The sequence below is a fragment of the Streptomyces marispadix genome (assembly GCF_022524345.1).
GTDB lineage: Bacteria > Actinomycetota > Actinomycetes > Streptomycetales > Streptomycetaceae > Streptomyces > Streptomyces marispadix.
The window spans coordinates 4,635,002-4,656,219 of sequence record NZ_JAKWJU010000002.1 but is presented as its reverse complement, the minus strand read 5'-3'; the positions used below and the strand labels follow the sequence as shown (position 1 = coordinate 4,656,219).

The window sequence follows — 21,218 nt, the reverse complement described above, 5'->3', positions numbered from 1 at the left end:
GGGCCCCTGTCGTGCGTAGGGGCGGCGGCCTTCGTGGTCGGCCTCAGCCCAGATTCGGCTCGAAGTCCCAGAGCGGGCGCGCCCCTTCGCGAATGGTGATGGTCTGCGGGTGGCGCATGCCCAGGGTGCGGGTGAGCCGGGAGAGCACGTCCTCGTCGAGCTTGCGGGACTCCGTCTCCTCCCCCAGCGAGCGCAGGTCGGTGGCGAGGCCCGACATCACCGACAGCGTCAGCAGATGGTCGTCGCCGAGCGTCCGCCGCGCCCGGTCCAGGGTGTCCCTGCCCAGCTCGACCGCCTCGTCGCCGCGGCCCGAGTCCTGCCGTCCGGCGGCGGAGTTGAGAGCGCAGCCCAGCGTCCACGGGTGGTCGGGGCCCAGCAGCGTACGCAGCCCGAAGTACGCCTGCTCGAACAGGTTGAGCGCGCCCCGGGTGTCGCCCTCGGCGCGCAGGATGAGCCCGAAGCTGGACTGCATGCCGGTCGGCACCGGGTGCGCCTGGCCCAGCAGCTTGCGGTAGCCCTCCTCGGCCTCGGCGATCAGACGGCTGGCCTGGGCCGTATCGCCCACCTCGCGCAGGAAGTTGCCGTAGTCCGTCACCAGGTTGAGGGTCTGGTAGAAGCTGCGGCCGTAGACCTGGCGGTAGCGGTCCAGCAGCAGGCCGAGCTGCTCCCCGATCTCCTCCCGGTCCTCGCCGGCCCGGTAGCGGCACAGCAGAAGCTGATGCCGGGCGAAGAGGGTCTGATCGTGGTCAGGTCCCAGCACCTGGATGTGCATCTGCATGCCGAGTTCCTGGCGGGCCAGCGCTTCGGAGAACTTGCCCATGAGCCGCAGGTCGTAGGCGCAGTTGTTGCCGGATACGAGCGTGGACGGGTCGCGGACGGACAGTGCCCGCTCCCTGCGGCGCAGGGTCTCCGCGTCGATCTCGTACGCCTCCTCGTAGCGCCCGAGCTGCCGCAGCGCCACACCGAGGTTGTTGCGGAAGACGAGCGAGCTGACGTGGTCCGGGCCGAGGACCTCCTGGGCCGCGCTGTTGATCTCCCGGGACAGCTCCAGTGACTCCCCGTACCGGCCGAGTCGGCGCAGTACGACGGCGAGGGCCTGCCGGACGCTGAGCACCGCGGCCGCGTCCGGGGCGTCCAACTCGTCGAGGTCGGCGAGCTGTTCGCGGATCAGCTCGTGTGCGGCGCGGATCTGGCCGCTCTCCCGCAGACACAGGCTCTGCGAGAGGGAGAGCGGCACCCACATCGGATCGCTCGGCGGGAAAGTCGCCTGCCAGTGCTCCCGCACCCGGGCGCCCAGCGTCACGCCGGTGGTGTATTCGGCGCTCGCGGAGCAGTACTGCACACAGTTGAGTACGGTCTTGCGCACCCGGTTGCCCGTGCTGGTCAGTGCGCCGCTGGGCTCGATGTGGAGGAGCAGCTCGGAGTAGACCGGCCAGGTACGGCTGTCCTGTGGCGTGCCCGGGTCGGCCTCCGCGAGGCCCCTGCGCACGATCCGCCGGTACTCCTCCAGGTCTTCGGTGGCGGTGAGCTGGCTCGCGATCGAGTGCACCAGACGGTGCATCCGCACCCGGTCCTCGCCTCCGTCGGCCCGGCCGGTGCCTCCGTGCTCCACGGGTTCGAGGCTGACGACGGAGAAGTTGGTGAGCACGTCCAGCGCCTGGGTCCAGGCGGCACGGCCGCGGGCGATCCAGCGAAGATCCTCCGGCAGTTCGCTCTCCGGGACGGCACGCACCAGGCCCAGCGGAATCCGGCCGGGAGCGAACACCGTGCACAGGGTGAGGAGCTGCACGGCACGCGGATTGTCCTTGCGGAGCTGGTTGATGAGTATCGACCAGGACGTCAGGGAGGAAGCCGGGTAGTCGCCCGCTGATTCGAGGCCGACCGGGAAGTCGAGGCTGCCGCGCTCACGGGTCATCCGCAGGTACTCGGGTACGGCCATGTCGGACTGGTTGAGGAAGGCCGCGGCCTGGACGAGCGCCAGCGGCACGTCCTCCAGCTCCCGGGCGACCTCGTCGGCCTCCTCCGCCGTGATGTTGCGGGCGCGACGCATCAGATAGCCGGTGGACTCGCCCCGTACGAACCCGGGGACGGTCACGACGTCCGTGAACCTGCTCCAGTTGCGGTTCCGGGACGTGATCAGCACGTGGCCGTCGCCTTCGGGCAGCAGCGCCTCGGCGTCGGTCAGTTCGTCCCAGCCGTCGAAGATGATCAGCCAGCGGCCGTACGGCTTGCCGCGCCGCAGTGCCTCCCGCAGCGCGCGGATACGTCCGCCGGAGCCGCCGGCCTCGGCGGGAAGTCCCAGCCGAGGGGCCAGTTCACTGAACCGCTCGCGCAGGGTGCCGCGGGCGTCGGAGTTGACCCACCACACCACGTCGTAGTCGGAACTGAAGCGGTGGGCGTACTCCGCGGCGATGGCGGACTTGCCGATGCCGGGCATGCCCACCAGCGCGATCGCCGCGGTACCGCGCTCGGCGTCCATCAGGCGCTGCTGAAGGGAGTTGAGCAGGTCGTCCCGGCCGGTGAAGTCGCCGCTGCGGCGCGGCACGTCGCCCCAGACGTCGGGGGTGTCACGCGGGTAGCGGTGACCCTCGCGGGCATCGGCCATCTCCGCCGGTTCGGCGTCCACTTCGAGCCGGTTCAGCAGTCGGCGCACGGCCTCGTCGGCGCTCACGCCCCACAGCTCCACGGGGCGCACCACGGCGGCGGAGGTGGGCAGCGCCGGGCTGGTGACGTTGACTGCCGCGAAGCGGTCGCGGTGCGTCGCCACGAACCCCCGCAGCGCCGTGTCCCACTCGCCCTCCTTGCGCGGGCCGAGTTCGAAGAACCACTCGCTCAGTACCAGCAGCACCGTCCCGTCGGCCAGCAGAAGGTCGGCAAGCGCCTCTTCCAGAGGCTGTTCGCGCGGTGGCCCCCACCGCTGCAACACGACCTGGCAACCCAGACGCTCCAGCGTGCGGTGAATCCACGTGGCCCAGTGCCGGTGGTAGCCGGGATAGACGATGACGAAGCTCCGGTCCTGCCGACCCGTCAGCTCCGCCTCGAGCGCCTGGCCCTGAGCGCTCATGCGCATTTCCCCTTACTGCTCCTGAATCGGCTGCCTTTCAGCGACCAAGAGTGCCATCGCCGAGACTCACCGCATTGTCACCGAATTGCCCGCGCTGCCGAGCCGCCTGTGGTGCGCCGCCATCCCGCTCACCAACTCCCGTCCATTGTCGGTGAGTTCGGCCGATTCCGCGAGCGTGGGAAGGACCTCGGCGACCTGATCGCGATACTCCCTGTGGCGGCTCCGCGCGGCTCTTCGGACCGTTGCGGGGACACCCGTGCCGCGGGTGCCGGCGATCCGGTGCCAGAGGTCGGTGAGCGCCAGATGGGCGTAGGCGCCCTGGAGCAGTCCGCCGATGGGACGCGGGTCGGTGCGCCAGGGCACCTTGTGTACGGCCGGGCCGCCCGGAAAGTAGAGCGGAGTCAGATCGCACAGCACGGCCAGCTTGGTGTGCTGGATCTCGTGTACGAGTACCTCCGCCAGCACGGAGGCGTCCTCGGGCGGCGTGGTCAGCACCGCGCCGGGTGACGCGCGAAGGGTGGCGCTGTAGAGGTTCTCCGGCCCTTCGGGCAGGGGGGTGAGCGGTACCAGGCAGCGGGTCAGCGCCGCGACTTCGCGGGCCCGCTGCGGGTCGGCGGCGAACAGCAGGTCCATCGCCTCGCGCCACAGCGGTGACCACCACTGGCTCGCCGCTGCGGTGTGCGCGGCGGGAGGCTGCGACAGCCCGCCGTCCGGTGGCGTGTGACAGGGGTCGATGTCGTCGAGCACGGTGTGCCCGCCCGGCAACTGCGCGGGCGCCCTCGCCGGTTCCGGACCGGCGCCGGCGTCCACCTCCAGCCGTAACTCTCCGGAGGGGCACTCGTAGCCGCCGACGCCGGGGAGCACCAACTCCCCTTCCGGCGCGGGCAGTACGAGTTCGAAGGGGCAGCCGGACCGTAACGCGGCGGCGGCGGCGATCTGGCCGATCAGAGCCAGTTCCGCGCCGAAGGCCCCCGGTTCACGCGCGTAGAGCGCTCGCACCAGCCTGCTGCCGACGGTCGGGTACGCCAGGGCGTGCCGGGTGCTGCCCGGAGAGTGCGCCTCCGCCCGCTCCAGCAGCTCCCAGTGGGCGGCGAAGTCCCGTAACGCCGAGGCCGGGAGCGTGTCACGCTCGGCGTTCACCCGCTCGTACAGCGACTTGAGCAGCAGCAGCCGGTGGTGGTGAACCACCCGCAGGTGGGCGTCCACGTCTCCCGGTTGTGCGCGGGTCCGGCCGAGGAGCCACAGCTGTTGCGCTGTCACGCGCACCGGTCAGCCGCCACAGCGTCCAGTCCTGTTCGGGGCTTCACCGGCGCGGCGTTCGTCCCCGTTCTGCTTGAAGAGCTCGCCCGACTCCCCCGGCCCGCGCAGCACGTGGGCCACCGCCGCGGTGAGGTCGGGGGTGTCCATCAGGCGCAGGGTGCGCAGGTCGACGCCGGAGAGGTCGGGGAGCGGCGGCGCAAGCGCGTACTCCGCTCTCTCCACGACCAGTTCGGCATCAGTGTGCTTCGGCACTGTGCTCTCCCTCCCCGTGGCCCCATCCAGGAGGCTCCTCAGCGGCTGTTGTCCTTCCCGAGGCCCCGGATACGGAAACCTGTTCGGTCCTGGATTGGCTGTCATTCGGCCCCGCCCGCCGTACCGGTCTCCAGCGCGGCGATCCGTTCGCGGGTGCGTCCGGCCTCCCCTCTGGGAACGGGCGTGAGCGTGCCGGCCAGCAGGTGCCACTCCTCGGCGGCCTCCCGGTACGCGGCCAGTGCCTTGCGCGGCTCATCGCACCGCTCGTACAGCGCGGCCAGTGCGTGCAGGGCGCGGGCGGCCTCCACGGAACCGGTGCGGCGCGCTCCAGGGGTCTCGCGTGCCTCGGTCAGCGCGGTCCGATAACACCGTTCGGCCTGTGCGAACGGCGGCCTCGCGTCCGGGAATTCCAACCCGGCGTCGCCCAGCCGCCGCCAGCTCTCGGCGCGCTGCACCGCGTCCGGCGACTGACGTGCGGCCAGTTCCAGCAGATGACTGCCCTCGAACAGGTCGGGCAGGAAGTGCCCCCGCTGCCAGCGGCGCACCAAGGCCCGGCCGAGCAGCAGTTGGGCGCGGGCGGGCAGCCGTCCGCTCGCCGGGGCTCCGGTCAGCGCCTCGCGCAGGATGCCCTCGGCGCCGTACGGGTCGTCGTGCCGCAGCAGCCGCGCCTCGCCCCACTCGATGAAGAGTTCGCAGCGCTGCGGGGTGTCCCGTGCGGTCAGCTCGGCGGCCTCCTCGTACGCCTGGTCGGCGGCCTGCAAGTCGCCGGCCTCGCGGTACACCTGGGCCCGGGTGCCGGTCCATCGCAGCAGCAGGTTCCGGCCGCCGGGGGCCGCGGGGTCGGCCCGCACGGCGGGCTCCGCGTCGGCGAGCAGGCGCAGCAGCCTCGTGTGCTCGGAGCGGCCTGTCAGGCGCAGGGCGGCGACGAGGTCCAGCAGCACGGCGCCCCGCCGCTGAGCGGAGACGCCGGCCGCCTCGGACAGGCCTGCGGCGGCGCGCAGTTCGCCGGCCGCGGCTGTGGCGTACTCCGCGGCTGCCTCCTGATTGCGTTCCGTACGGGCGAGGTCGAGCAGGGCACGTCCCAGCCGTACGCGCCGGTCCTCCTGCGTCGCGGGGGTGGACCGCTCGTCCTCCAGGGGGTCGCTCAGATCGCGCGCCACGGCATGCAGCCAGTCCGAGTCGCCGTCCATGCGCCACAGTTCGTGCCGTACTCCGGCGCGGGCCAGTACGGTCGCCGCGCCTTCCGGGCCCTCTCCTGACAGCAACTGCTCGGCACGCGTCAGCAGCTTCCTGCGGCGCTCGGGGTCACGCCGCACCTCGGGGGTTCCCGCCTGCGCGAACAGCACCCGGCCGAGCACCCGGCGGGCCCGCCCGCTGTCCTCGGCGAGCAGCACACCCTCGGTGACCTCGTGTGCCTCGCGCAGCAGCTTGCTGTCGCGCTGCACACGCCACTGGTCCAACAGCCGTTCCGCGTCCTTGAGTTGGTCCGGCAACGGCCGTACGGGCCGGTACCACTGCACCACCCGGGCCGGGATCTCGGCGAACAGCTCCTCCCCCAGCTCCCCCTCGTCGTCCCCCGGCTCCTCCGGTTCCGGGTGCTCGCTCTCCATGCCGGTGAAGCGCCCGCTGAGCTGGGCGACGGCCATCGCGGGGAAGTTGCGGGTGCCCTTGCCGAAGCGCTTGGTGACGTACTCCGAGAGGTGCTTGAGCACCAGTTCGGCCGCTCCCTGGTCGAGGGACTGGAGCAGCAGGTTCTGCACTCCCGGTATGAAGTCGTAGCGGGGCCCCGGCGAGTCCTCGACGTCCGGAAGCCGTTCCAGCAGCCCGCTCAGCAGCACCTCCGCCAGCTCCATGGGCCCCGTGTCGGGGAACATCGCCTCCTGTACGAGCTGGATGACGGGCAGCACGAGCGGTACGGCGGCCAGATGCACCGCCAGGTCGAGCGCGCCGGGGGAAGCGGACGCCCGGAAGGCGTTGAGCAGATCGCGGGCGTCGGCACCGTGCGACGACGAAGGCGCCGGCATCGCATGGTGCCGGGACGTCACCCAGGCCGCGGCGCCGCGCACCGTCTGACGTCCTTCGCCGCCCAGCAGCCGGGCCCATCTGCCCAGCGCGGCGGGCGTGGGCAGAAGTACGGGCACCGGCAGCGCATCGTGCGCGGGCAGCCGTCCGTAGCCGTCCGGCTCGAAGGTGACGGGGCCGCCGGGCCCCTTGTCGCGTATGAGCAGCCCGGGCTCGCCCGGCAGAGCCGTGCGCGGCCACAGCCGAGGGGGCAGCGGCTGCACGACGGCCAGCGGCGAACCGCCCGCCCAGCGGTGCAGCATCCGCTGCGCTCCGCCGTCCTGCCACAGGGGGCCCACGCAGTCGCTGAGTACGAGCGTCAGCCTCCGCCCGGTGGTGTCCCGGTACTGGTCGGCAGGGCGCAGCCGGGTGGCTGAGGGGTCGGGCCCGGTGCCGATGAGCGGCGTCCTGTCGGAGCCGCGGTGCAGGCAGAGGGCCTGGACGTCGCGGAAGGCACCGAGTCGTTCACAGGTCTGGCGGAGCTTGTCGAAGGTGAGCTGCCATACCGAGGTCGTCGCCGACGCGTCCATCAGCAGCAGAAGTTCGGTCTCGGGCCGCCGCGCCGGGCCGAAGACGGGACGCACGGCACCGCTGCGGGCGCTCAGTTCGGCGCTCGCGGCCTCGTCCAGTACGCGCGGCACCGACGGCAGCCGGGGCCGGTAGCCCAGCAGCGGGCGCATCGCACGCTGAAGCCCCAGCAGACCCGGCAGGGTGCTGGCCGCGGGAGCGCGCACGGGGAACGCGCTGCTCGGAGCACCGCCGTGACGGTCGGGTGCGTAGAGCGACACGGTGGACAGCGAGGCCGCGCGCTCTGCCGGAGCCCCGGGCCCGATCTCATTGCCGGGTGCGCGCCTGTCCGCCGGAGGCTCCCGGTGCCCGGACGGCTCCGCCGCCGACCGCCGTTCCCGGTCGCCGTCCGGGGCAGGGTCGGCGGTCACCGTCTCGTGCACGCCGGTGCCGGCCCACCGGGCGAGCCACAGCGCCTCGGCCACCTCCTCGGCCGTTGGCTCCCAGCCTGCCTCGCGCATCCGAGAGACGAGTTCGGTCAGCCGCGACGGGGCGCGGTTCGGGAGCCCGCTCGGGTGCATCCCCCATCACCTCGGGCGGTCCAGCGGGCGCAGCAGCATCTCCGCGAGACGGCTGCGCGTCACCCGCTCGGCTCCTGCCGCCCGTTGGGTCAGGAACAGGGCGTTGAGGAGCTGGTCCGTGGCGACTACCTGGCCGGCGTCGCGCTCCAGGAAGCGCCGGATGTGCTCCTCGCCCTCGGCGAGCGCCTCCTCGCCGAGATGGGCGGTGATCATGGCGGCGAGCTGCTTGTCGGTGGGCGGCTTGAGTTCGAGCTGGATGCAGCGGCGCAACAGCGCGGCCGGGAAGTCCCGTTCGCCGTTGGACGTCAGGACGATGAAGGGGAAGGTCGTGCAGCGGACCCGGCCGCCGGTGACGGCCACCTTGTCGCCGTCGTCGGTGAGCACCTCGCTGACGGGCTCACGGTCGGCGCTGCGTTCCAGTTCCCGGATCGTGAACTCGCCCTCCTCCAGCACGTTCAGGAGATCGTTGGGGAGGTCGATGTCGCTCTTGTCGAGTTCGTCGACGAGGAGCACCCGCGGCAGTGCCTCCTGGCCCTCGGGACGCGGCAGCAGCGCGGTGCCGAGCGGGCCGAGCCGCACATAGGAGCCGATGGGCGGACGTTCGGCCCGTTCTCCCTCGACGGCCCTGTCGAGCTGTACGTCCTGGAGCCGGCCGATGGCGTCGTAGTGATAGAGCCCGTCCTGGAGGGTGGTGCGGCTGACGATGGGCCAGCGCAGCACCCGGCCGAGCTTCAGTTCGTGCGCTACGGCGTGTGCGAGCGTCGACTTGCCGGTGCCGGGGTTGCCGGTCACCAGCAGCGGGCGGCGCAGATAGAGGGCGGCGTTGACGGCCTCGACCTCTTCGGGGCGGGGGTGGAGGTTCTCGACCAACTGCCGCTGTACGCCCAGCCGTCGGGCCGCGTCTCCCTCGTCGCCGGGCCCCGAGCCCCCGGAGAGGGTGAAGTCCCTCCAGGGCGGCGGGGCGGGTAACCGCCCGGCGCCGTCGTGCGGGAGACCCGCTCCCCGGTAGATTCGCCAATCGCTCACTGTGAGCTCCTTGTGCTGTTCCGGTCCTGGTCGGGTCGTCGGGACGTCGGTCGTAGGCGGGCGGTGTGCCCGAGGCTACGGGCGAAGTGGCGGCGCTCGGAGCGGTTCGTCGGCAAGTTGCGGGCCTTGCGGCGGATCGTAAAGGAGAACGAGCTCTCCGGCCCAGGCAGTTGCGGGCTTTGAGACATCGGGACCGGCGTTCTGGTTGCGCAGGTCGCGCACGAGTTCCCGCAGGCTCTCGGGGGCTCCTGCGGACCGCGCGGAGTTCAGCAGCTCCGCGGCCCGTTCGTGGAACTCGGCGCAGTCCGAGTGCTGTTCGTCGCAGCGCCGCCACAGTACGACCGGGTGCCCCGCCCCCAGCGCCACGCCCAGCGCCACCGCTCCCTGCCCGCTGCCCGCACGCGTGCAGTGCACGGGGACGGCGTGCGGCTCGGCGCTTCGCAGCCTGCCGTATGCGGCCAACTCGCTCTCGTGCTGCGTGTGATGGAGCCCTCCGTCTCCGCCGTCGCCCGTGCCCAGACACAGCGGGACCGCCTCCATGTGCCCCTTCTTGATGACGCGCCAGCGCTGGTGCCACTCCGGGATGCGCTCCCGCTGCATCCAGCGGTGCCGGTCGCGCAGCGCCACCGTGCGCCGGTGGCCCAGCGGCAGCGTGTGCGGGCTGAACGGCTCGTCCGGGCTCGCCACCCTGGCCCGCCACATCTCCACGGGCTCGTCGAACATCGCACGCGGCAGCATGAAGTCCACGGCGGCGAGGTGTTCGCCGATGTCGCCCTTGTCGAGGGCGTCGGCGAGCGCGGCGCGGATGTCCCGTTCCAGCTCGGCGCGCGGCACGCCGGTCTCACTCTGCCGTACGGGCGTGACCTGGCCGTCCTCCTGTACGAGCTTGATCCGCCACGGGTGGGTGCCGTACAGGTCGGGGTCGATCTCCACGAGCACGTCGGCGTACGAGGCGCGGGGGCCGTGCCCGGCCACGGCGCTGTCCAGGATGCTCTGCACCAGCTCCCTGTCGATCCCGTTCGGCAGGGTCACCGCTGCGTTGCCGACCCATGCCTTCACGTTGCCGACCCATGCCTTCAACTCCGCGAGGGGGTCGGTCTGTTGGGCGGCCCGCTCATCGGCCGAAGCCGTGCGCTGCCGCGGCACCGTGCGGCCGGGCGCGGAGAGGGCCTGGCACACGCGTGCCGCGTACAGCACCACCGCCGCACGCTCCCGGTCGCGGCTGCTCTCGCCGCCCGAGGCGCTGCCGTCGTGCATGTCGTAGAGCAGCCCGACTCCCTCGCGCCAGCTACGGGGCGAGTGGATGTGGAGCCTGAATGTCTCCCGGCGTACGTCGCGGCGTGCCTCCTCCACCATCTCCAGCACCTCTCCGGCGCTGACCGGCGGCGGCAACTCGGCGAAGCGGCCGAAGAGTTCGGCACGGTCGTAGGCGGTGAAACCGCTCGCGTACCCGCCGGGGTCACGCTGCTGCTCACGCAGGAACTGCTCCCTCGGCCAGCTCCAGTCGAGAGCCAGGAAGCGCTCCAGGTGGTGCCGGTCGTGAGCGCGCAGCGCCTCCCGCCATGCCGCCGCCTCCCGCGCTCCCTCCTCGCAGAACCGGCGCAGCGCGGTGATCGGCGTGGCCCGCACGACATGGCTGCCGTCCCGCGCACGGCCCTTGTTGACCCCGATGACGCTGCCGCGGTCCCGGTCCACTACGGGGCCGCCCGAACAGCCCGCCGGGACGTAGGTGCCCTCCAGCATCATCGGGCCGCCGGCGCCGGCGCTGGCCCGCCCGGAACCCTGCACATACGCCACATCGGCGCCGAGGGCGGAGGAGTAGCCGAACAGCTCCACGTGGGCCGAGTTCAGCGCCGAACGGTCGCTCAGCCAGAGGGCGTTGGGAGGAGAGGCGGCAGGCTCCTCCGGGACCCGTAAGAGTGCGAGGTCGGGGTCGGCCCAGGGACCGGTCCGCTGGTCGGCTGCGGAGGGCCGGGGAAGGGCACACGCTAGCTCCGCCACGAGCTTCTCGCCGCTTTCCGTGGTGATGCCGATGACGCGATCACCCCTCCACACGGCACCTCTCCCCTCGGCCACGACGTGCGCGCTGGTCAGCACCCAGCCCGGCGCGATGAAGAAGCCGCTGCCCCAGAACTCCGCACGCGGGCCGCCGTCTTCGCCGTTGTACCCGTCGCCGGGTGCACCAATCCGTACGACCGCCGAGCGCACGGCGCTCTCGACGGCGCTCACGGGACACGCACGGCGCACGGCAGCAAGCCGAGTCGTGCCGTCCGGGCCGGCCGTCCTCGAACGGGCATCCCGGCCCGTCCCTCGCAGACAGTGATCGTCTCCACCCCCGTTCCCCCGAACTCTCCCGCCGGAGACGTGTGCTGGACAAGATTACTGTTCATGCTGCCGCGTTTCTGCCCCCTGTTTCCAGGTCAAGGTCACCGAGATCGCCCCCTTCACCTGCCCGTCGGCGAGCATCGCCACCGCCCTGCCCGGTTTGGCCGCGAGTTCGATGCCGAAGGTGGCGCTGACCTCGTCCGGGCGCGCTGAGCGTGCCGCGTTCAGCACGGCCGAACCGACGCCGCTGACAAGCTCGTTGAGCTGGTCGACACGGGCGCTCAGCCCGTCGAACGCCCCCGTGTCCTCGAACTCGTACTCCTCCTCTTCGTACCGGCCGTCCTCGTAGGCTCCGCCCTCGTAGGCTCCGTCTGCGTACCCGCCGCTGCCGCCGCCCGGAACACGGCCGGGCTCCAGCACGCTCACGGATGCCAGCACCCGCTCCCCGCCCGGCAGTTCGATCTCCTGTACACGAACGTCCCGTTCCACGGGCGCCCCTCCCCTTCGTCTCCCCTGTGTCACCGCTGCCGGTGCGTCACCGCGGCCCTGCGTCTGCGCGGCCCTGCGTCTGCGCTGCCGCAGGCCCGGCCGCCGCATGCGCTGCGACCGGCCGCGGTCGCCTCTCGTGCGCGCATTATCTTGGGACCCGCTACAGTCCACCGTCCCCCAGGAGCCATACGTGTACTTCACCGACCGCGGCATCGAGGAACTGGCCGGCAGGCGCGGCGAGGAGGAGTTCACCTTCGAGTGGCTGGCCGAGCAGTTGCGGGCGTTCGTGGATCTCAATCCCGACTTCGAGGTGCCCGTGGAGCGGCTGGCGACCTGGCTGGCGCGGCTCGACGACGAGGACGAGGACGACTGACGGCGCTCGACGGTCCGCGGTCCGCTCGATGATCCGCAGTCCGCGATCCCGCGGTCGACGACCGACGGCGCTCGCCCGACGCCGCTCCGGCCCCGGGCGAGCCGCCCGCCTCCCCCGCTCCCCTACCCCCCGCCGCTCTCCCGTGCCCGCAGCGCGAACGCCAGCAGCGCCGCGTCGCCGGGGCGGCGGATGTCGCGGCCCGTCAGTTCGCAGAAGCGGGTGAAGCGCTGCTGGACGGTGTTGCGGTGGCAGTAGAGGGCTCGGGCGGTCTCCGCGATGGAGCCGCTTCCCGTCAGATGCACCCGGACCGTGTGCAGCAGCCGTTCCCTCTCTGCGGCGGGCACCGCGCCGCCGTCGCTCCCGTTACCGCCGTCACCGGCGTTCCTCCCGTACAACCCGCCGAGCACGTCCTCCGTGAGGTGCGCGGCGAAGTGACCGGCCCGGTTGACCAGTACGTCCAGCCACGCGTCGGAGAGACGCAGCGGCCCGGTCGCGTCCTCGGCGAGGACCCTCACGGTCGCGGTGGCCAGTTCCACGGCCCTCGGCACCCCGGCCAGGCCCTCGGCGACGGGTGACACCCCGCACGGCACCCCGTCCAGCCCTTCCAGCACGGTCTCCTCGGTGACGCGCCGCCCGAGCTGCACCACCAGCAGCGACGCCGACGAGACCGTCTGGCGCTGCGACACCGCCCCCGCCGAGCGCAGCGCCGCCGCCGCGCCGTGCAGCCCTCCGCCGGGCCCGCTGCCCGGCGGTGCCGCCACGCACAGGAACCGGCCGGACGGCACGAAGCCCAGCGCGAGGCCCACATCGCGTACGACCGTCGGGTTGTGGCCGCCGCTCTCCAGCAGCCGGTCGAACCACAGCCGCCGCTCGTCCTCGCGCTGCCGCCCCATCTCCAGCACCGTGCGCTGGTACGCGGTCATGATGCCGGTGACGTGGGCCTCCACCGCCTCCCATACGTGGTAGGCGGAGGCGACCAGCCGCACCTTGTCCCGGTCGTCGGCGCGCTCGACGAGCGCGTCCCACACCACCCGGAAGTCGAGCCTTGCCGCCGCCAGCAGCGAGTCGAGGGGCACGCCCTGGCGGGCGCGGCGTTCGCCGATGCGTTCCGAGATCCCGGCCAGTTCCGCCGGTACGGGCAGTTCCGCGACCGTACGCAGCAGCAGTTCGAAGGCCTGGAGCGCCGATCCGCGGAAGTCGTCGTCAGGTACGGCGCCCTCGTAGGTGTCGCGAAGGGGCTGTACCGCTTCCAGCCAGTCGCCGAGCAGGTCCTCGACGCCCTCCAGGCACTCGACGGCGAGTTCGGCAGCACGGTCGGGCGGGCGCTCCGTCGCGCGGTCCGGCGGGAGGTCGGCCGGGCGGGGTGGAGTGTGCATATGCACGATTGTGAGGTCCGGTTCCGCGATACTTCAACGTTGGCCTGCCGCCTCCCGCACGCGATCCTGGGTCGATCGCCCGTTTCCCACCGACCGGCCGGTCGAGCCTCGGGGAGGCCCCGACAGTGCATCTGACCCCTCGCGAGAACGAGCGGCTTCAGCTCTTCACCGCCGCGGAGCTGGCTCGAAGGCGCCGCTCGCGCGGCCGCCGTCTCAACGCTCCCGAGGCCGTCGCCCTCATCTGCGACGAGGTCCTGGAGGCGGCGTGGGACGGGCTGAGCATGGACGAGGTCATCGCCGTGGGACGTTCGGTGCTCACCGAGGACGACGTGATGGAGGGCGTGCCCGCGCTGGTGCCCACCGTCCAGGTCGAGGCTCTGTTCCCCAGCGGTACGGCGCTGGTCGCCGTGGACGCCCCGATCGCGGCGTCGGCGGGCGCGAAACCCGCGGGCGCCGGCGGAGCGGGCACCGGCACGGCCGACGCTCCTCGTACGGCCGCGGACCCGCCCGGTGCCGTATGTACGGCCGCCGATCCCGTACGGATCAACGAGGGGCGGCGCAGGATGCGGCTGACCGTGCGCAACACCGGCGACCGGCCCGTCTACGTCTCCTCGCACTACCCCCTCGGCGAGACCAACGCGGCGCTCTCCTTCGACCGTGAGGCCGCCGCCGGCATGAGGCTCGACATCCCCGCGGGCACCGCCCTCGTCTTCGAACCGGGCGGCGTGCGCGAGGTCGACGTGGTGGAGGCGAGGACATGAGCGGCGAGCGGACACCGGCCCAGGTGGACAGGCGTACCTACAACGCGCTCTACGGGCCGACGACCGGCGACCGGATACGACTCGGCGACACCGGGCTCTGGGTGGAGGTCGAGACCGACGACGGGACGCCGGGAGACGAGCTCCTCGGCGGCTGCGGCAAGACCGTGCGCGACGGGCTGCTCGCCTCGCCCCGCTCCGACCGGGACTCCGCCCTGGACATGGTCGTCACCAACGTGGTGCTGCTCGACCCCCGGCTGGGCGTGCGCAAGACCGACATCGGCGTGAAGGACGGCCGCGTGGTCGCGGTCGGCGGCGTGGGCAACCCGGATGTCGCGCCCGTGGACTTCGCCGTCGACTCCCACACCTCGATGGTCCCCGGCGAAGGGCTGATCGCGACGCCCGGCATCGTCGACAGCCACGTGCATCTCTCGTCGCCGGAGATCGCTCCCGCGGCGCTCTCCTCGGGCGTCACCACGGTCGTCGGCATGGGCCTCGGCGGCATGTGGGAGATCGGCTGCAATCCGGCGCGCAATCTGCACACGCTGATGAGCGCGTGGCGCGGCACGCCGCTCAACGTGGCGTTCCTGGCGCGTGGTTCGTCCAGTTCGCGGCGGCTGCTGGACGAGATCGTGCTGGCGGGCGCCGGGGGCTTCAAGATCCATGAGGACTTCGGCGCGACGCCGCGCATCGTCGACAACTGCCTGGACGCCGCCGAACAGGCCGATCTGCCGGTGGCGTTGCACACCGACTCGATGAACGAGTCCGGCTATCTGCGCGACACCGTCGGCGCGACCCGGGGCCGCACCGTGCACGCCTACCACGTGGAAGGCGGCGGCGGTCACCCCGATCTGCTGGAGATCCTCTCCGAGCCGAACATCCTGCCCTCCTCGACGACGCCGACCGTCCCGTACACGGTCAACACCGTCGACGAGCTGTTCCCGATGACGATGACCGTCCACCGGCAGAACCATCACATCGACAGCGACGTGGAGGTCTCCAAGGGCCGCATACGCGCCCACGCCATCGCCGCCGAGAACTCCCTGCACGACCTCGGCGCGATCAGCATCGTCAACTCCGACTCGATGGGCATGGGCAGGATCGCGGAGACCGTGCGCCGCACATGGCAGCTCGCCCACCTACAGGCCGTACGCAACGGGGAGAGCGGCGTCGAGCACAGCGCCAACGCACGGGTGCTGCGCTACCTGGCGAAGATCACGCTCAACCCGGCCGTGGCGCACGGGATCTCACACGACGTCGGCTCCGTCGCCCCGGGGCGGCTCGCCGACATCGTGCTCTGGCACCCCGCCTGGTTCGGCACGAAACCCGAACTCGTCATCAAGGGCGGCTTCGTGGCGTGGGGCAACACCGGATCGGGCTCCGGCTCGACGCGGCTCACCCAGCCCCGCACCTACCGCCCCTACTACGGCGCGCTCGGCGACGCGGCCTCACGGCTGTCCCGGGTCTTCATCGGCGCCGAGGCGCTGGCGGACGCCGATGCCCGCAACTCCCTTCCCCCCGGGCTGAGTTACGCACCCGTCCAGGACAGCCGCGGACTCGGCCGCAACGACATGCTGCACAACACCGCCACGCCCCGCGTCGAAGTGCCGCGCTCCGCCGGGCCCGTGCTCGTCGACGGCGCGCCGACGGCCACCGGAGCCGCCACGGAAGTCCCGCTCGCCCGACTCCATCACCTCGCCTGACCGGCCGCCGGCCGTCCGGCCGCCGCGCACAGGCGCACACGTCCCCGCACAGTCTGGTCACCGTCCCCTAGGAGACCGCATGAGCACGTCCCCGCCCCCGGCCGACCCCGACTCCCCCTCCGGCACCGACTCCCCGTACGCGGACGGCTCTTCGTCCCCGTCCGCAACGGCCGCGCCCAGCACCGCCGACGTAAAGCGGCTGCTCTCGGCCGCGTTCATCGGCACGGCCCTGGAGTGGTACGACTACTTCCTCTACGGCACCGCCGCCGCCCTCGTCTTCAACAAGCTCTTCTTCCCCGACCTCGACCCGGCCGTCGGCACCATCGCCTCGTTCATCACCTTCGCCGTCGGCTTCGTCGCTCGGCCCGTCGGCGCGGCGATCTTCGGTCACGTGGGCGACCGCTACGGGCGGCGCACCGCGCTGATCATCACCGTCGTGCTGATGGGCCTGACGACCGGCTGCATCGGGCTGCTGCCCGGCTACGGCACCATCGGCATCTGGGCACCGGCGCTGCTGGCCGTACTGCGGTTCCTCCAGGGCATCTCCGTGGGCGGCGAGTGGAGCGGCGCGATGCTGCTGACGCTGGAACACACCCCGAAGGAGAAGCACGGCAGCTACTCGGCGGTCCCCCAACTCGGCTCCCCCGTCGGCACGTTGCTCTCCAGCGGTGCCTTCGCGCTCGTGGGGACGCTGCCCGACGAGGCGTTCTACTCATGGGGCTGGCGGATACCGTTCCTCTTCGCCTTCGTGCTGCTCTTCGTGGCCCTCTACATGCGGCTGCGCATCGAGGAGTCCCCGGTCTTCCAGGCGATGATGGCCGACAGCGAGCGGAACGGCCCGCCGCCCGCCCCGCTGATCGAGGCGTTCCGCCGCACCTGGGGGCGCATCCTCATCGGCATCGCCGCGGCGTTCCTGGGCATCGGCGGCTTCTTCCTGCTGACCACGTTCATCATCTCCTACGGCACCGAACAGCTCGGCGTGGACAAGTCCGTGATGCTCGACGCGACGCTCGTAGGGGCCGTGGTGGAGATCGGCGTGCTCGTCGCCTGCGGCAGGATCGCCGACCGCGCGGGGCCCTGGAGGGTGTGCGTCGCGGGCGGTGTCATCTCGGTGCTCGCGGCCTTCCCCTCGTTCTGGCTCGTGGACACGGGCCGCACGCCGCTCGTGATCCTGGGCGTCGCGCTCGGCATCGGCGCGATCTCCATTCCCTACGCGCCGATCGGTGCCGTCGTCTCCGGGATGTTCCCCGAGAACTTCCGCTACAGCGCCGTCGCCATGTCGTACAACCTGGCGGGTGTCGTCTCCGGCTTCGTGCCGCTCGTCGCCGCGTCGCTGCTCGGGCTCTCCGGGGGCGCCTCGTGGAGCGCGGCGCTGCTGCTGGTCTTCATCGCGGCGTGCACGGCGGCCGGTTCGTACCTCGCCGGTCCCGTGCTGCGGCGGCGGCTGGGCCACGATCCGAGCATGCGGCACGAGACGCCGAAGGCCGTCGCATGAGGCGTCCACTGCCGCGCACCGGCGGGCGGATACTCGTCGACCAGCTGGTGGCGCACGGAGTCGAGGAGGTCTACGGCGTTCCGGGCGAGAGCTATCTCGACGTGCTGGACGCGCTCTACGACGCTCCCATACGCATGGTCGTGTGCCGTCAGGAGGGCGGCGCCGCCTATATGGCGGAGGCGTCCGGCAAGCTCACCGGGCGCCCCGGCGTCTGCTTCACCACGCGGGGCCCCGGCGCGGCCAACGCGCTGGTCGCGCTGCACACCGCGCACCAGGACGCGACGCCGCTGGTGCTCTTCGTAGGGCTGGTGCCGCGTGGCCACACCGGCCGGGCGGCGTTCCAGGAGTTCGATCTGCGCGGCACGTTCGGCGCGCACGCCAAGCTCGTGGAGACCGCGGACGACGCGGCCAGGCTGCCGGAGATCACCGCCCGCGCCTTCGCCGCCGCCGCCTCGGGGCGTCCCGGTCCGGTGGTGGTCGGGCTGCCCGAGGACATGCTCACCGACAGCGCGGCCGTCGTGGACGCCCGTCCGCTCCCGGTGCCCGAAGGCGCCGTCTCCACGGGCGAGTCGAGCGAACTCGAAGCGCTGCTGACGGACGCGCGGCGCCCGCTGGTGATCCTCGGCGGCAGCCGCTGGACGGACGCGGCACGAGCGGACGTACGCCAGTGGGCCGAGGCATGGTCGCTGCCGGTGGCCGTCGACTTCCGCTGCCAGGACCTGATGCCCGAGGACAGCGAATGCTTCGCCGGGCACCTGGGCTATGGGCGTTCCGACGCCCTGGCCCGGCGGGTGGCCTCGGCGGATCTGCTGATCTGTGTGGGGGCCGCGCCCGGGGAGGTGGGTACGGACGGGTTCTCGCTGCTGGAGGCCTCGGACCACTCGGAGGGCCCGGGCCGTGACGGAGGCCATGCCGGGGACGGCGAGGCTGCCGGGGACGGTGACGCTGCCGGGGACGGTGACGCGACCGGCACGTCCCGCGCGGCCGAAGTCCCGGCAGGCGCCCCGCACATGGCCCGCCGCATCGTCCATGTGCTCCCCGAATCGCAGCCGCCCGGCGTCTGGCACCGTGCCGACCTCTCGCTGCTCGCCGCGCCCGCCGCCTTCGGCAGGGCAGTCGCGACTCTCAAGCCGGCGGCGGCGGTTCCGTGGGCGGAGGACACCCGCGCGGCCCACGCCGCCCACCTCGCCTACCGCAGGCCGCTGCACGATCCCGAACTCCTCGACCTCGGCGCGGTGTTCGCCGCCCTCGACGCCCGGCTGGACCCGGACTCCGTCGTCACCTTCGGCGCGGGCAACTACGCCCTCTGGGCGCAGCGTTTCCTCACATACCGCGACGGCATGCGCCAACTCGCGCCGCGTAACGGGTCGATGGGCTACAGCGTCCCGGCCGGGGTCGCCGCCGCCGTCGCCTGCCCCGGGCGCCAGGTCGTCACGCTGGCGGGCGACGGCTGCTTCCTGATGAACGGACAGGAGCTGGCCACCGCCGTCGCACACGAGGCCGCGCCCCTGATACTCGTCGTCGACAACGGCACCTACGGCACCATCCGTAAGCACCAGGAACTCGCCCACCCCGGCCGCGTCAGCGGCACCGACCTGCTCAACCCGGACTTCGCCGCCTACGCCCGTGCCTTCGGCGCCCACGGCGAAACGGTCACGGCCACCGAGGAGTTCGCGCCCGCACTGGAGCGTGCGCTCGCCAACTGCCGCTCCGGCAGGGCCGCGTTGATCTCGCTGCGTCCCGCCGAGGGCCGGCTGGCCCCGGGCATGACGGTCGGTTCGCTGCGGCAGCAGGCATACGGAGGTGACGGCGGCCCGGCGGTCTAGGGCGACTGGGGCGAACAGAGCGACGGAACGAGCGGGGTGACGGAGCGAGCGGGGCGACCAGGGCGACGGGGCAGGCGGACGACCGAGGCCCCTCCCTGACGCGATGCCTTCCGCGACGCTTGCCTCCACGACCACACACGACATATCGTGTTCCAGGACTCGGACGCGATATGTCGTCGCATCGCGCCGTGCTCACGTCCCGTCCCGCCCCGCCTACCCGGGAGGCCGCCGTGCCCGCCGAACGCTCCTCGTGGTCGATCTCCGAACCACGCACCCTCGACATCGACGACCGCGTCGAATCGCTCCAGGTACGCATCGTGGGCGGCAGCGTCAACGTAGTCGGCTCCTCCGAGCCCGGAGCACGCATCGAGATCGGCGAGGTGAAGGGGCCGCCCCTCATGGTCACGGTCGAGGACGGCTCGCTGGTGATCGCCTACGAGGACGTCCCCTGGAAGGGCTTCCTCAAGTGGCTCGACCGCAAGGGCTGGAACCGGCACGTGGTGGTGTCGGTCTCGGTGCCCTCGCAGGTGCGCCTCTCGGTCGGCGTCGTAGGGGCAAGCGCCTTCGTCTCCGGCACCACGGGACGTACGGACGTACGCGGAGTCAGCGGAGACACGACACTCGTGGGCATCGACGGCCCGGTACGCGCCGAGACCGTCTCCGGCAACGTCGAGACGCAGGGCCTCTCGGGCCGCATCGGCTTCAACTCCGTCTCCGGCGACCTGACCGTCATCGACGGCCGCTCGTCGGTGAAGGCCGACACGGTCAGCGGCTCGATGATCCTCGACCTCGACACGGGCGGCGGCACGGAGACGGACATCGCCCTCGGCACGGTCTCCGGCGAGGTCGCCCTGCGCCTCGCGGACCCCGTCGACGCCACGGTGGACGCGAGCACCGCGAGCGGCGCCGTCTCCAGCGCCTTCGACGAACTGAAGGTCCAGGGAGAGTGGGGCGCGAAGAAGGTCACGGGCACGCTCGGCACCGGCAGCGGCCGGCTGCGGGCGAACAGCGTCTCGGGCTCGATCGCCCTCCTGCGGCGCGCGGCCCCCCTCCACGACGACGACCTCCTCCTCAGCAAGGACGCCTGACATGCCCCCCGTCTTCGCACACGGCCGCCTCCGCCTCTATCTGCTCAAGCTGCTCGACGAGGCACCCCGCCACGGCTACGAGGTGATCCGCCTGCTGGAGGAGCGCTTCCAGGGCCTCTACGCACCGTCCGCCGGCACCGTCTACCCGCGTCTGGCAAAGCTGGAGGCCGAGGGCCTCGTCAGCCACACCACCGAGGGAGGCGGCCGCAAGGTCTACTCGATCACGGAGGCGGGACGCGCCGAACTGGCCGACCGCGAGGACGAGTTGGCGGAGCTTGAGGTCGAGATCAGCGCCTCGCTGACGGCGCTGGCCGCCGACATCCGCGAGGACGTCAGCGGCTCCGCACGCGATCTGCGGCGCGAGATGCGCGAACAGGCCCGCCGCACCCGTACGGACAACGGCGGCTGGGCGGCGCACGGCTGGCCGGGCCCCGCCGAGAAGGAGGCGTGGCAGCAGGCCAAGGAGGAGATGAAGCGCGCCAAGGAGGAGTGGAAGGAGCAGGCGCGCCGCGCCAAGCGGGAGACCCAGCAGGCCAAGCGCCAGGTCAAGGAGGCCCAGGCACGCGCCGCCGCGGTCGAGGAGGTGCAGCGCATCGCCCGTCAGGTCCAGGACCAGGTCCAGTCACGGGCGAAGTCCGGCGACTGGCCCGGCGCCGTCCGCGAGGGCATGTCCCAACTGGCCCGCGAAATGGGCAACTTGGACCGCATTACGGACCACACCACCGCGTGGTTCCCCTATGCGCGCCATGAGGGCCCCATGAGCGGCGAGAGCGAACGCCCCGACTGGGCGCGGGAGAAGGACGCACCGAGCGACGACCCGGCCCGTGATCTGGAGCGGCTGCTGGACCACTTCCGCGACGACGTACGGGACGCGGCACGCGACCACGGCGTGACCGAAGGCCAACTGAGCGAGGCACGCCGCCGTCTCTCCGCCACGGCGGAACATCTGGTCGCCCTGCTGCGTGCGGGAGAGGGGCACGCGGACGGCGACTGAGACGGCGGGGGTTCGAGGGCGGGCCGGGGGTCTGTCCGGG

15 protein-coding genes are annotated in these 21,218 nt (G+C 72.2%); 7 read left to right on the top strand and 8 right to left on the bottom strand.

Features of this window, described 5'->3' with window-relative positions; all coding sequences use genetic code 11:
• Positions 1 to 43 precede the first annotated feature (43 nt).
• From fxsT to MMA15_RS19585, 7 genes are all read right to left on the bottom strand, one after another.
• Entirely contained in the window at positions 44 to 3,064 is a 3,021-nt protein-coding gene (gene fxsT, locus MMA15_RS19615; RefSeq protein WP_241061449.1) for an FxSxx-COOH system tetratricopeptide repeat protein, read from the bottom strand.
• Positions 3,065 to 3,130: 66 nt separating this feature from the next.
• Positions 3,131 to 4,324: an aKG-HExxH-type peptide beta-hydroxylase gene (locus tag MMA15_RS28275; RefSeq protein ID WP_241061448.1), complete on the bottom strand. Its 1,194-nt coding sequence runs from the start codon at positions 4,322 to 4,324 to the stop codon at positions 3,131 to 3,133.
• A gap of 9 nt (positions 4,325 to 4,333) precedes the next feature.
• A complete protein-coding gene (locus MMA15_RS19605; protein ID WP_241061447.1) occupies positions 4,334 to 4,576 on the bottom strand; it encodes an FxSxx-COOH-like cyclophane-containing RiPP peptide in 243 nt (80 codons plus the stop codon).
• Positions 4,577 to 4,677: 101 nt separating this feature from the next.
• Positions 4,678 to 7,725 (bottom strand): SAV_2336 N-terminal domain-related protein, encoded by a 3,048-nt coding sequence (locus tag MMA15_RS19600; RefSeq protein ID WP_241061446.1) that lies wholly within the window; start codon positions 7,723 to 7,725, stop codon positions 4,678 to 4,680.
• Positions 7,726 to 7,731: 6 nt separating this feature from the next.
• Positions 7,732 to 8,751: an AAA family ATPase gene (locus tag MMA15_RS19595; RefSeq protein WP_241061445.1), complete on the bottom strand. Its 1,020-nt coding sequence runs from the start codon at positions 8,749 to 8,751 to the stop codon at positions 7,732 to 7,734.
• A 75-nt stretch (positions 8,752 to 8,826) separates the two neighbouring features.
• Positions 8,827 to 10,980, bottom strand: a complete 2,154-nt coding sequence (locus tag MMA15_RS19590) for a VMAP-C domain-containing protein (protein ID WP_241061444.1) — start codon at positions 10,978 to 10,980, stop codon at positions 8,827 to 8,829.
• 150 nt (positions 10,981 to 11,130) lie between these two features.
• Positions 11,131 to 11,565: a CU044_2847 family protein gene (locus MMA15_RS19585; protein ID WP_241061443.1), complete on the bottom strand. Its 435-nt coding sequence runs from the start codon at positions 11,563 to 11,565 to the stop codon at positions 11,131 to 11,133.
• Positions 11,566 to 11,755: 190 nt separating this feature from the next.
• Here MMA15_RS19585 and MMA15_RS19580 point away from each other — a divergent pair, with 190 nt between their 5' ends.
• Positions 11,756 to 11,938: a DUF6104 family protein gene (locus MMA15_RS19580; protein WP_241061442.1), complete on the top strand. Its 183-nt coding sequence runs from the start codon at positions 11,756 to 11,758 to the stop codon at positions 11,936 to 11,938.
• 122 nt (positions 11,939 to 12,060) lie between these two features.
• On the opposite strand, the gene MMA15_RS19575 is transcribed toward MMA15_RS19580, so the two are convergent.
• Entirely contained in the window at positions 12,061 to 13,314 is a 1,254-nt protein-coding gene (locus MMA15_RS19575; protein ID WP_241061441.1) for an RsbRD N-terminal domain-containing protein, read from the bottom strand.
• A 125-nt stretch (positions 13,315 to 13,439) separates the two neighbouring features.
• Here MMA15_RS19575 and MMA15_RS19570 point away from each other — a divergent pair, with 125 nt between their 5' ends.
• The 6 genes from MMA15_RS19570 to MMA15_RS19540 all read left to right on the top strand — a co-directional run bounded on the left by MMA15_RS19570 (position 13,440) and on the right by MMA15_RS19540 (position 21,178).
• Entirely contained in the window at positions 13,440 to 14,075 is a 636-nt protein-coding gene (locus MMA15_RS19570) for an urease subunit gamma (RefSeq protein WP_241061440.1), read from the top strand.
• Complete coding sequence (locus MMA15_RS19565; protein WP_241061439.1) at positions 14,072 to 15,775, top strand: urease subunit alpha; 1,704 nt, start codon at positions 14,072 to 14,074, stop codon at positions 15,773 to 15,775. Before MMA15_RS19570 ends, MMA15_RS19565 begins: the two co-directional genes overlap by 4 nt.
• A 79-nt stretch (positions 15,776 to 15,854) precedes the next feature.
• On the top strand, positions 15,855 to 17,270 hold the full coding sequence (locus MMA15_RS19560) for an MFS transporter (protein ID WP_241061438.1): 1,416 nt from the start codon (positions 15,855 to 15,857) through the stop codon (positions 17,268 to 17,270).
• Positions 17,267 to 19,096: a thiamine pyrophosphate-dependent enzyme gene (locus tag MMA15_RS27960; protein ID WP_277400414.1), complete on the top strand. Its 1,830-nt coding sequence runs from the start codon at positions 17,267 to 17,269 to the stop codon at positions 19,094 to 19,096. The genes MMA15_RS19560 and MMA15_RS27960 overlap by 4 nt, the downstream gene beginning before the upstream one ends.
• Positions 19,097 to 19,326: 230 nt before the next feature.
• Positions 19,327 to 20,184 (top strand): DUF4097 family beta strand repeat-containing protein, encoded by an 858-nt coding sequence (locus tag MMA15_RS19545; protein WP_241061436.1) that lies wholly within the window; start codon positions 19,327 to 19,329, stop codon positions 20,182 to 20,184.
• A gap of 1 nt (position 20,185) precedes the next feature.
• Positions 20,186 to 21,178, top strand: coding sequence for a PadR family transcriptional regulator (locus MMA15_RS19540; RefSeq protein ID WP_241061435.1), 993 nt, complete (start codon positions 20,186 to 20,188; stop codon positions 21,176 to 21,178).
• The last annotated feature ends 40 nt before the right edge of the window (positions 21,179 to 21,218 follow it).

What these genes read in the sequence shown, in the direction of transcription:
- fxsT (WP_241061449.1), bottom strand. Translation starts at nt 3,064, where the DNA reads ATGAGCGCTCAGGGCCAGGCGCTCGAGGCGGAGCTGACGGGTCGGCAG.
- MMA15_RS19600 (WP_241061446.1), bottom strand. Translation starts at nt 7,725, where the DNA reads ATGCACCCGAGCGGGCTCCCGAACCGCGCCCCGTCGCGGCTGACCGAA.
- MMA15_RS19575 (WP_241061441.1), bottom strand. Translation starts at nt 13,314, where the DNA reads ATGCACACTCCACCCCGCCCGGCCGACCTCCCGCCGGACCGCGCGACG.
- MMA15_RS19565 (WP_241061439.1), top strand. Translation starts at nt 14,072, where the DNA reads ATGAGCGGCGAGCGGACACCGGCCCAGGTGGACAGGCGTACCTACAAC.
- MMA15_RS19560 (WP_241061438.1), top strand. Translation starts at nt 15,855, where the DNA reads ATGAGCACGTCCCCGCCCCCGGCCGACCCCGACTCCCCCTCCGGCACC.
- MMA15_RS27960 (WP_277400414.1), top strand. Translation starts at nt 17,267, where the DNA reads ATGAGGCGTCCACTGCCGCGCACCGGCGGGCGGATACTCGTCGACCAG.
- MMA15_RS19540 (WP_241061435.1), top strand. Translation starts at nt 20,186, where the DNA reads ATGCCCCCCGTCTTCGCACACGGCCGCCTCCGCCTCTATCTGCTCAAG.